The 11,036-nt window shown below is 60.6% G+C and carries 9 protein-coding genes and 1 tRNA gene; 4 read left to right on the forward strand and 6 right to left on the reverse strand.

The window, feature by feature from the left end; translation table 11 throughout:
* The first annotated feature begins 6 nt into the window (after positions 1-6).
* The 4 genes from HMI57_RS14860 (at position 7) to HMI57_RS14875 (ending at position 5,247) form a co-directional block, all read left to right on the forward strand.
* On the forward strand, positions 7-1,749 hold the full coding sequence (locus HMI57_RS14860) for an FAD-dependent oxidoreductase (protein WP_171586786.1): 1,743 nt from the start codon (positions 7-9) through the stop codon (positions 1,747-1,749).
* A gap of 64 nt (positions 1,750-1,813) precedes the next feature.
* Positions 1,814-3,265: a helix-turn-helix domain-containing protein gene (locus HMI57_RS14865; RefSeq protein WP_171586787.1), complete on the forward strand. Its 1,452-nt coding sequence runs from the start codon at positions 1,814-1,816 to the stop codon at positions 3,263-3,265.
* 80 nt (positions 3,266-3,345) lie between these two features.
* Complete coding sequence (locus HMI57_RS14870; protein WP_171586788.1) at positions 3,346-4,479, forward strand: hypothetical protein; 1,134 nt, start codon at positions 3,346-3,348, stop codon at positions 4,477-4,479.
* Between the two features lie 297 nt (positions 4,480-4,776).
* Positions 4,777-5,247 (forward strand): hypothetical protein, encoded by a 471-nt coding sequence (locus HMI57_RS14875; RefSeq protein WP_171586789.1) that lies wholly within the window; start codon positions 4,777-4,779, stop codon positions 5,245-5,247.
* Between the two features lie 129 nt (positions 5,248-5,376).
* On the opposite strand, the gene HMI57_RS14880 is transcribed toward HMI57_RS14875, so the two are convergent.
* The 6 genes from HMI57_RS14880 to HMI57_RS14905 form a co-directional block, all read right to left on the reverse strand.
* Positions 5,377-5,877, reverse strand: a complete 501-nt coding sequence (locus tag HMI57_RS14880; protein ID WP_171586790.1) for a carbonic anhydrase — start codon at positions 5,875-5,877, stop codon at positions 5,377-5,379.
* Between the two features lie 218 nt (positions 5,878-6,095).
* Positions 6,096-7,166, reverse strand: a complete 1,071-nt coding sequence (locus tag HMI57_RS14885; RefSeq protein WP_171586791.1) for a sensor domain-containing diguanylate cyclase — start codon at positions 7,164-7,166, stop codon at positions 6,096-6,098.
* A gap of 540 nt (positions 7,167-7,706) precedes the next feature.
* Positions 7,707-7,780, reverse strand: a tRNA-Met gene (locus tag HMI57_RS14890).
* A gap of 139 nt (positions 7,781-7,919) precedes the next feature.
* Positions 7,920-8,582: a peroxiredoxin-like family protein gene (locus HMI57_RS14895; RefSeq protein WP_171586792.1), complete on the reverse strand. Its 663-nt coding sequence runs from the start codon at positions 8,580-8,582 to the stop codon at positions 7,920-7,922.
* A gap of 205 nt (positions 8,583-8,787) precedes the next feature.
* Positions 8,788-9,213 (reverse strand): hypothetical protein, encoded by a 426-nt coding sequence (locus HMI57_RS14900; RefSeq protein WP_171586793.1) that lies wholly within the window; start codon positions 9,211-9,213, stop codon positions 8,788-8,790.
* Between the two features lie 299 nt (positions 9,214-9,512).
* The gene (locus tag HMI57_RS14905; protein WP_171586794.1) at positions 9,513-11,018 is read right to left on the reverse strand and encodes an alpha-N-arabinofuranosidase; all 1,506 of its coding nucleotides are present in this window, start codon (positions 11,016-11,018) and stop codon (positions 9,513-9,515) included.
* Positions 11,019-11,036 lie beyond the last annotated feature (18 nt).

Raw genomic sequence — 11,036 nt, forward strand, 5'->3', positions numbered from 1 at the left:
CAGCTGATGGAACCTGACGCATCATCGACGCAGATCGAAACGCCGGATCTCACCGGAGCCTATCCACGCCTAAGCCCGGCCCAGATCGACCTGTTGGGCCGTACCGGGACAAGGCGGACTACGTCCCCCGGAGAGACACTCATTCGGGAGGGAGACCTCGACACGGACTTCTTCGTCATCCTGCAGGGCACAGTGCTGGTCGTGGAGGGACTCTCCGATGCTGATGGCAAACCGCCTGCCGAGGTGGGCTCTGACACGCGGATCCTCGGGGTTCACGGTCCGGGACGGTTCCTCGGAGAGTTGGGTCTAGTCGACGGGCAACCTGCCTTTGTCAGCGCGGTATCCGCCGAGGCGTGTGAAGTGCTCCAGATCAGCGGCGACGATCTGCGCCGTATGGTTCTGACGGACGCCTCGGTGGGCGAAACGATCCTGCGGGCTTATCTACAGCGCCGGATTCTGCTGATCGGCGCGGGCGCCGGCATCCGCATCGTTGGATCCCGCTTTAGCCGTGACACCCTTCGACTCCTTGAATTCGCGGCCGCCAACCGCCTGCCTCATCGACTGGTCGATCTGGAGAACGACCAGCAAGCGCAGGCCATCCTGGACCGGTCAGGGATACTTGAGAGCGACCTGCCCGCAGTGGTCCTAAGCGCTTCGCGCGTCCTCAGAAACCCGTCCAACGCCGAACTGGCCCTCGCCATGGGCCTGCGGGCGTCGAAAGAACATACTGCCCCATACGACCTCATGGTGATCGGTGCGGGTCCCGCTGGCCTTGCGGCCGCCGTCTACGCAGCATCCGACGGACTGTCCGTCATCCTTAAAGAAGGATTTGGGATAGGCGGGCAGGCCAGCACGTCGTCGCGAATAGAAAACTTTCTCGGCTTTCCTGCTGGAATCTCCGGCGGCGAACTCACTGAACGAGCGATCCTGCAGGCCCGCAAGTTCAGGGTTCACGTCAATGCTGCCTGCCTGGCCCGCACCATCGAGTTCAGGGACGGTGAGTTCCGTGCCGAGTTCAACGAGAGTGGCCCTGCCTCTTCCCGCGCCGCGCTGCTGGCAACCGGGGTGCGCTACCGCCGGCTGCCGGTCCCAGGGCTGGAGGAGTTCGAAGGAATCAGCGTCTTCTATGCCGCCACCGTCCATGAAGCCAGGCTCTGTGGATTACAGCCCGTGACCGTCGTCGGCGGCGGAAATTCCGCGGGTCAGGCCGCACTGTTCCTGGCAGGCACGGGGACGCCGGTGCACCTGGTGGTTCGCGGGACCGACCTGCGCGCGGACATGTCAAAATATCTTGCGGAACGCATCGAAGAGCACTCAGGCATAGAAGTCCTGCTGGGAGCCACCATAGTGGGTGTCGAGGGGTCGGGCACCCTTGAACGGATCGTCGTCGAGCTGTCAGCCACAGGCGACCAGCGCACTTTCGACTCCCAATACCTCTTCATTTTCATTGGCGCCGCGCCGCGCACCGAATGGCTGGAGGGCACTCTCGCCCTGGATGACCGCGGCTTCGTTCTCACCGGGGCTGATCTCTTGGACTTCCCACCGGAGCTCAGCCAGCTGGGGCGCAAACGATTACCCCTGGAAACCAGTGTTCCCGGAATGTTCGCGGCCGGCGATGTTCGGCATGGATCGGTGAAGCGTGTGACGGCTGCAGCCGGTGAAGGCTCGACCGCCGTGGCGATGATCCACGAGCACCTGCGCCTTCTCCGGGATGGATTCGCCGGTGCTCGATGGAGCGCGGGCAGATGAAGATCCAGCCCCACTGCTATCCCGTGGGAGGATACCGACGCCCTGGACACGGTCGAGGATCACCATGATCAATCGACGGGTCGCAGAGGAAATCTTCAGCACAGCAGGACTAGCGGTTTCGGCAATGTCGTTCTGCGAGGTCAAGGACCGTGACGTCGCTGGGCCCCCGGATCTCGCGCAACCAATCCAGCTCCGGACAGCTGCAGGAACAACCATTACGAGACGCTCCAGCGAATCCCATGGAGAACGTCAGAACGGCGCACGTGGTCAGGCACACGGCAGCAGCGTGACGGAACAGCGACTCCTGTCACTCTCCGAGAGAGTACTGGAACTTGAAGAACACGACAGGATCCGGGAGGAGTTGGACCGGGGCGCAACACCTGACCTCCAGATCGCTGACTTCAATGAGAGACTCCTGGCGGAGGCCCTCTCACGGCTATCGGGGCAGCCCATCTGTATTGAGGACGCGTTTGGGCACATTAGCGCGGCGATTGGGTTCGGAGCCAAATGCCCCTACCCCCGGCTCGGCGCGGCGGCCAGGTCGCGGACTGCGCAACTCTGGCTGTCCTCCGGCACTCCAGTTCGCGAACCGGGACGGCTCGTCGCCCTTGCCCTGTCGAACGGCGAGGTGTTGGGGGCTATTTGCATGTTGGAAACCGATACGCCCGTCACGGCCAACAGCGTCTTCGCATTGTCGTACGCAACACGGCTCCTGGAAGCGGAGCTGTCGCATCGCCGCGCCCTTGCCCTGCTGGAAGTGAAGTTGGGGCGCGACCTCGTGGACGAACTCGTGTCCGGGATGGAGGCGCCAACCGCGGCCCTTCGCACCGAGGCATTGGGATACGACATCAGTGGTGCGCAGCACGTCATTGTGGCGGAATGGCAGCCCCAGCGAACTGACGACACTGTGGTGGAAGCATTGCGGAAAACGTTCCTGGAACTCCGTTCACCCGCGCTCGTTTCACGGCGCGCAAACATGGCTATTGCCGTGGTGAGTGGCGATCCGCTGGGCGCCGACGTGTTTGCCGCTGTCGCCAGAAACGTGCGAAATGGCAACGGTGCGGTGGGGATCGGAGGTCCCTGTCTGGATACTGCGCAGATTCCGCGGTCTTTCTCAGAAGCCAAGCACGCGTTGCGTATTCGCGCCGGTTCAAGTGATCACTACGGAGTCACCCGCTTTGACCAACTAGGGATCTACCGCATTCTGGACACGCCCGGGGGTGAACCGGAGCTGGCCTGCTATGTCGACGAGTGGCTCGGCACCCTTCAACGTACCGATGACGACCGGGGGTCTGACCTGGTGCAAACCCTCGCCCAGTACCTGGACCATGGCGGCAACTATGACAGTGCTGCCAAAACCCTGACCATCCATCGAAGCACCCTGCGCTACCGCTTGAACTGCATTCGCCAAATCACTGGCTTCGACCTCACCGATCCGGAGACCCGGCTTAATTTGCACGTCGCAACTCGCGCATGGCGCATTCGTCCCCACGGTTCCCCGTTTCACGTCCCGTAGCCCCAAAGGGGTCCTATCGCGAAGGAATTGTCCAGTTTGCTCAATAACAATGCTGAACTATGAACCACAGGAGGCCGGGTGTGCTGGAAAGCTTGGGTGACATCAACCGCATTAGTGCCCGCACGCTAGGCGTGCTCGCCGAACCAGAAGTCACCGGTGAGTTTGCCGAGCGTAGCGGTCGCGAAGTGGTTCAGCTGCTGAACCTTGCCGACGAACATCACGATTGGTCTGTGGTGATCGAGTATCAGGATTTTTCGGCTGGCAGTGGACTGGCGCCCATGCTGGACTCGATGGTGAGGCATCGAAACCTTCGTGCCTGGGATGTCATGGTCTGCCTGACCGATCTTCCGATTCGTGTCGGCGGCAAGACCGTCGTCGCGGAGGTTGCGCTTGGGGAGCCGATCTCCCTGGTTTCCTTGCCCGCGCTCGGCGCCGTCAACATCCACCGGCGGGTCCGCTCTGCCGTCGCCGACCTCGGCTGGGCGATGCACCGGCGTTTCGACCCTGAGGATGACACCGTGGAATTCGGTCCGCCCTCCTTGCACCAGTCGCGGCACATCGAGACTACTGTTCCTAACGACGACGACGGGCCAATCGAGTTCCGGTACGTCTCAGCGTCCCGCCTCGGTCGCGGACGTCTACTGGCGGGCATGCTGCAGGCGAACCGTCCCTGGCGGCTGGTTTTCGGACTGCGAAGCGCATTGGCCGCTGCGATCGCCACAGGCGCGTTCGCGCTTGTCACGGACACGATCTGGCAACTCGCAGACCTGCTGGGAACGCTGCGGCTGACGCTGCTCATGGTCCTGGCGATCGGGTCAATGGTGTTCTGGATCATCACGCAGCACGATCTTTGGGAAAGCCCGCGCCGTGACAATACCCTCGAACGGTTCAAGGCTTCCTTGTACAACACTTCGACGGTGTGGTCGTTGATGATCGGCGTCGTGATCAGCTACGTCCTGCTCTTCGTCGCCGTGCTGTTGGCCGCGGTATTCACCATCGACAGTTCTTTATTGGCACAGACCCTCCAGCATCCGGTGACTGTGTGGGACTTTATGGTGGTTGCCTGGATGACGACATCGGCGGCGCTCATCGGCGGCGCGCTGGGCTCAGGATTCGAGTCCAAAGACGACATCCTTCGGGCAGCGTACGGTCAACGCGAACGTCATCGTCGCCAGGCGGCCGATGAAGGCGAGGCGACCGTGGAGACAGGATAACGCTGGCTGATTGCAGTTGTCGTTGCAACTCGGGCAAAGTCCGCGATTTCCACCTGGTACGTCTAGGTAACGTCCGAGTAACGAGCCAGCTGCTCTACTAGGTGCTGGTATCGGGGTCCGGTCGCGTGGTCTGTCGAAACTGCGGATGCCGGGGGCGGTGATACGTCCCTGTAGTCCACCGGTACATGCTCGTCCAGGTGAAGGCGTTCGCGGCACTGTGGACATCTGCCGGGAATCCGATACCGGAACGATTGGGAAGCGGGCGGAGAGGGCCCGCCCGTGGTGATGAGGAATATTATGAGATCGAAGAAGACGGCCATATCCGCCGCAGTTTTCGTAGCGGTCGGCACCTTGGCGACAAGCAGTGTTGCTACCGCGACGCCCGGTTCTGGCTCCAGCCCATCGACGCCGCTCGTTATCGGCACGCTGGACGGACCGCAGAAGACCAAGGGGGACGGCATCGAGTTTAAAACCAAAAAGGATGTAGCCGTTCTCGATTTCGAACTGACTTACCTACCCTTGGGCTACTCGGGATGGCACGAGCACCCCGGAATTGTGATTGCCACAGTCAAATCTGGTCAGGTGGAGCGTCAACTCGGTTGCGGGCCCGCCCAGACCTTCACGGTGGGCGAAACGTTCACCGAGGTTGGCCCCCACTTTGTGAGCAACGCCAGCACCACGACCCCCGCGGTGCTTTCGATCACCCAGATTGTGCCTGCCGCGGACGTCAACGCTAGGAGGATCGACCTTCCAGCGCCCACCTGCTAGGACCTTATCGTCCGCAGAGCCCACGGAGACGCATGAAGGTGGCTATCCTGTCGCGCTGCTAGATGCAAGTTTCATTTAGCGATCGCTGCTCCCCCCGCGAATTCTGTGGGGCCGGATTGAGTGCGCGGGCTATTGGTTCGGCACAGTCACTTCGTTCAGCTTTCCGGTGGCGACGTCGAAAACGAACCCACGGATCGAGTCCTTGATCGGAATGAACTGGCTGGCCTGGATACGTCGGACGGATTGGACGACGTCGGCTGCCGGATCGGTGAACGCTTCCGCCGCCCAGGGTGGCCTGATGCCCGTCTCGTCCTCGATCGTCTGTTTGAAACCGTCATCGGTGAAGGTGAGCATGCCGCAGTCCGTATGGTGGATAAGGATAATTTCGCGCGTTCCCAACAGGCGCTGGCTGATCGAGAGCGAGCGTATTTCGTCTTCAGTAATCACCCCGCCAGCGTTCCGGATGACATGGGATTCGCCCTCCTTCAATCCCAGAGCTGCGTATACGTTCAATCGTGCGTCCATGCACGCGACCACGGCGACGTGCTTGGACGGCGGCAATGGCAACGGGCCGGTGAATCCTTGCGCATACGCCTCGTTGTTCTTGAGAAGCTCATCTGTAACGGTCACCAGTTCCTCCAGAGTCGAGTACCTCGCGCACACGTGTGCGTTGAATCACCCTAAGGTCCTGGGCATCTGACTTCCAGCAATTCGACTTGGCGGGTCACACAACTCAACAAAAGGTCATGCTCCTCCTCGAAGCGCGGCCCGGCCCTCGTGCCCAGCAGCAGGCGGCCCGGCCCTCGTGCCCAGCAGCAGTACGAGCTAATCCATTCGACGGCCATAGACTACTGCGGTGCGACCCCGTTACCTCTGTCGTAGCCCGTCCCTGAGAGGGCAATAGGTGCCATTACAGACGCGGAGCCAGGAACACTCTTTGCCGAATACATGGCGGCATCGGCGTCAGCAAGCAAAGCCGAAGGCTCGGTTGTAAATGAAGCTGTCACGGCGAAACCAAGACTCGCGCGAACTGTCCGTAGCTCGCCGTGTACATCCCAAGGCTCGGCCATGGCGGCTATCACGCGGGCCGCCAACTGCTCGGCATCGCTGACGCCAGACAGTTCCTCACAAAGGAGCACGAACTCATCGCCACCAAAGCGGGCCACCGTGTCAGCGGAGCGCAACACGCTCGCCAGCCTCCTTCCCGTCTCGAGAAGAACCTCGTCCCCGACACCATGCCCGAAGGTATCGTTGATGATCTTGAAGTCATCGATGTCAAGGTACATCACGGAGATCATTCCGCCGGTTCGCTCTAGTCGTGCCAGCGCGCCGAGGAGGCGGTCCCCGTAGAGGGCACGGTTGGGTAATCCCGTCAGCGAATCCATTCGGGCAGATCGTCGCAGCGCGAGCACAGACCCGGCCAGCTTCCCCTGGTGTTGGAGGATGTCCAAAACTTCGGCCGAGAACTCGCGTGCCTGATAGTCGAAGATCGCCACACTGCCCAGGACCACGCCGTTATCAATGAGCGGGACACCGGCGTATGAACCGATGGCGCCACTGAGCACCATCGGGTTCTGGCTGTAGACGGGATGTGCAGCGGCATCAGGCACCGTCATGGGCTGGCCCGTGTCCACTACCTCCGCGCAAAATGACAGTGAGTCCGATACTAGGGTGCACTCAGCCCCGACACCGATCTCTGCCGCGTAAGTCTGCCGGTCTTCACTGACGATATTCACCACGACAATTGGCGACGCGCAGGCCAGGCGCAAGGTAGCCACTACCGCTTCAAGGTCAGGATCGGCCATGCCACCGCGTAGGTCTGCGTCCGCAACAGCCTTAAGGCGGCGCGAGTCACGGACCCCTGTAATCACACTCTCGCCCGAGGAAGCCGGGGACGAATTTACTGCCAATTCCGTCATCGCCAATTCCTTCTATTCACGAAGGATCACCCGGACGGTCCGAGTGATCTCTTTTAGGCCGCCCATAAGACACTACTCATTGCGACCGCTACATACTCGCCTGGCGATTTCAGGCGGACCATATCGACCAGCCAATCCGAGTGAGCTGCCCATGAAGTTCAGACGGCGGACCTGGCGGATCCTTCTCCACCGCCAATGCCGACTTTTGATAACCATAATGGACTTCGATGGGCCGTCAGTAATTGAACGCTGAATCCCGCCAGAGGCCCGTAAAGACTTCGACATACCGGTTCATACTGGTGCGCGGCCTGCGACTGATTCGCGTCAATTGCCAGGTAAGTACACTCGTACTTGAACGACTTGGGAACACATTTCGGCATGTTTCGTCCCAGAACAGCCCCACTGAGGATTTGTGATCACCCACAGGCGCCCTACAGAACGACCGACATCAATACTGCAAGCTAGGGGTTCCGTGACAGCCTGATTGAAAACGAAGGACCCCTGACTGGGCATAGTACCCAGTCAAGGGTCCTTCTCTTGTTGCGGGGACAGGATTTGAACCTGTGACCTCTGGGTTATGAGCCCAGCGAGCTACCGAACTGCTCCACCCCGCGGCGCATGAACGACCCTACGCACCCCAGCGTCAATATGCCAATCAGGGCGACCAAGGGCGTGGGAGATTCGAGTTGTCCACCGTGGAACCGGCCCAGTACGGTCACGGAAACGTAGACCCTGTCACCGTCGTTGAATGGATTAGAGGCTCTCTACCGCCCGCAGGATGTCGGGCACTTCGGAACGCGTCGTATAGTCGGTGTGGATATCCACAAACCGCACCGTCCCTCCCGCATCGACAATGAGGACAGTCGGGAACGGAATGGCAGGCGTGCCGTCAGTGTTGCTGTCCGCAACATTGAACCCCAGCTTGGTGTGGGCGCTGCGGGCGTCGGAGCTTGGTTCCGTGACGATGCCGAGCTTGAAAGCGAGTCCGTTGGCGGGATCTGAAAGGACCTCGAAATCTAGGTCGCCGGCCTGGACCGCGGCCTCGCTGCCGGTGGGATGTTGCGGACTAATCGCTATCAACTTGATGTCCTGCTCGACCAGGCTAGGCAGGAGTTCACTCTGGTAGGTCTTGAGCGTTATGTTGCAGTAAGGGCACCAAGCACCGCGGTAGAACACCAGCACTGCAGGCGCGGATGACAGTACCTCCGATAGCTTCACCTCATTGCCGTCCCGCCGGAGCAACAGAGCATCCGGCATCTGTTCACCGACAGTGACTGCCTCGACCGGTACTCCAGCGGATCGAAGGTCCGCCTGTTCCGCGGCGAAGGTACCAGCCAGATCCTTCCCAATCTGGGAATCGAATCCCTGGTTAAATTCTGCCACCTGCTCCTTGATGCTTGTGCTGCTATGCGACATGACAATCTCCTGTATCTCCGGCCCAACCGGACTTGGGCTGCACCTCAGACACTAGATGGCCCAATGAACTTCAGGGTGATAGCCGTCACACAAATTCATATAACTGCCCCATGCCAGTCACGGACAGACCCAACTGGCCATTGATCTCCTACCGCGCAGGCGACGGCCCTGGTCCGTGTTTCCGTGTTGATCGCGGCGGCCCCGCCTAGGCTCTGGCGTAGGCGTCGTAACCCGCAGGCGATTCAGTTCGTTCGAAAGCATCATCAGCATGGCCCAAAAGCACTGCTTCAGGTTCTTCCTCGACAGCCATTTCACCGGCACACAGGGGTCGGAGCAAGAGGGCTTCCTGCTGCTTGGTGAGAAAGAGCGGGAAGCTGATGGCCAAGTGCGCATGACACAGGGCCGAGGTGATCCAGTAGGTGCCATCGATGCCGCCCATGACGTCGGCGACCATTGCACTGATACGACGCCGGTCGATCGAGATGCCGTGCTTGGCCAGGGCGAGCCGGGCTGGGTGGTGCTCAATGTGAGTCTGGGCAACCATGTTGGCGGTGTGGATCGCGCGCAGCTGACTCGGTGTCCAGACGCGGTCGAAGATGCGGGCTGAGGGAAAAGCTGGGACTGTGCTCATTGTGTTCCTGAGATGTGAGAGTGAAGTGCTTTGTTTAACCCATATGTGAGGCAAGTCATTCACGGGTGAGGCGTGCAGTCGTCACCAGGTGCCGCCAGCGATCACCGCCGAACGCTCGGCATGACCTGTCTTCTACATTTTTCTAGGGTACGTTCGAAATTCTTCTGGTTGGGGGCGGATCCCAGACCCTGCGCGAAAGCTTCGTCATTCCTACAGATAGTGCGCATTCGCTGCAGTCTCGGGCAGCTCAACTCCTGTGTGATACATCTCTACGTGTCCAACATCATGACCCACCACAGCTAGGTGAGACTGATGGCTGACCATGACACGGGTGGAAGCGTCACTGTAATCGTCCCGTCGTCGACAGAGGCACCGTCGAGTGCTTTGAGGCCGACCCGGTGCTGGTTATCGAACGTGTTCTTCGCGTAGACGTCGTCGTCGTGCAGAGTGAGCGCCTCGGTGATCGTGGTGGCATGAAGATCGGTGACGTCGATCGAGACTTCGATCGATTCGGTTTGGCTGCGATTCACGAGGAACACCGCCGACGCGCCGGCCTCAACATCCATGGTCGCCACCGCGTCGACGAGGGGCGCACGGCCGTAGACGGAGGTCTCGTAGGTGTCTACCTCGATGGTTGGGCGAAGGATTTCACCGCGGGCTAGGCGTGCGGTGACCGAAAAGGGGAAAAAGGTGGTTTGACGCCATGCAGCACCACCTGGTTCGGTCATGATCGGCGCGATGACGTTGACGAGTTGCGCCAGGGACGCAGACGCGACTCTGTCGTGGTTCTTGAGCAGGGTGATCATGAGGTTGCCGAGCACGACGGCGTCGGCGACGGAATAGACGTCCTCGAGTTGGCGGGGCGCATAAGTCCACTGGTCGTTGACCTCGCCGGAGGCTTGGTGCTCGTCGAGGTACCAGATGTTCCACTCGTCGAAGGACAGGTTGATGGTCTTGTCGCTACGCAATTTGTGTTTGACGTGATCGGCGGCGGCGACAACGGCTTGGATGAAGTACTCCATGTTCAACGACGAGGCCAGGTAAGAATCGAGGTCGCCGCCGCGCTCTTGGTAGTAGGCATGGCAGGAGATGTAGTCCACGTGTTCGTAGGCGTGTTCAAGCACGATGCGCTCCCAGTCGCCAAAGGTGGGCATCGAGGAACCGGAGGATCCACAGGCTACGAGTTCGAGGGTTTTATCCGCCGCTTTCATAGCCTGTCCGGTGCGGGCAGCGAGCTGCCCGTATGCGTCGGCGCTCATGTATCCAGTCTGCCAGGGTCCGTCCATCTCGTTTCCCAGACACCACATGCGGATGTCGTAGGGCTCCACAGCGCCGTTGGCGACCCGTTGGTCGCTTAATGCAGTTCCCGATGGGTGGTTGGCGTACTCCAGGAGGTCGAGGGCACTCTCGATCCCGCGGGTCCCGAGGTTCACTGCCATCATCAACTCGGCTCCGGTGAGTTTGCACCAGCGAACAAACTCGTCGATGCCCATCTGGTTCGACTCCAGGGCATGCCAAGCGAGGTCACGGCGGACCGGGCGCTGATCGCGTGGGCCCACACCGTCTTCCCACCGGTAGCCGGAGACGAAGTTGCCGCCCGGGTAGCGGATCGTTGTCGAGCCGAGCTCTTTGACCAACTCGACCACGTCGAGCCGAAACCCGTCCTCGTTGGCGGTGGGGTGATCCGGCTCGTAGATCCCGCCGTATACACACCGGCCAAGGTGCTCTACAAACGAACCGAAGATCCTACGATTCAGGGGCGCGACGACCGCCGAACGCTCAATGACAATATGGGCCTTGGTCACAACATCATCCTGTTCATA

The organism is Arthrobacter sp. 260 (assembly GCF_013116745.1).
Taxonomy (GTDB): domain Bacteria; phylum Actinomycetota; class Actinomycetes; order Actinomycetales; family Micrococcaceae; genus Arthrobacter_D.

What these genes read in the sequence shown, in the direction of transcription:
- HMI57_RS14875 (WP_171586789.1), top strand. Translation starts at nt 4,777, where the DNA reads ATGAGATCGAAGAAGACGGCCATATCCGCCGCAGTTTTCGTAGCGGTC.
- HMI57_RS14860 (WP_171586786.1), top strand. Translation starts at nt 7, where the DNA reads ATGGAACCTGACGCATCATCGACGCAGATCGAAACGCCGGATCTCACC.
- HMI57_RS14885 (WP_171586791.1), bottom strand. Translation starts at nt 7,166, where the DNA reads ATGACGGAATTGGCAGTAAATTCGTCCCCGGCTTCCTCGGGCGAGAGT.
- HMI57_RS14865 (WP_171586787.1), top strand. Translation starts at nt 1,814, where the DNA reads ATGATCAATCGACGGGTCGCAGAGGAAATCTTCAGCACAGCAGGACTA.
- HMI57_RS14895 (WP_171586792.1), bottom strand. Translation starts at nt 8,582, where the DNA reads ATGTCGCATAGCAGCACAAGCATCAAGGAGCAGGTGGCAGAATTTAAC.
- HMI57_RS14900 (WP_171586793.1), bottom strand. Translation starts at nt 9,213, where the DNA reads ATGAGCACAGTCCCAGCTTTTCCCTCAGCCCGCATCTTCGACCGCGTC.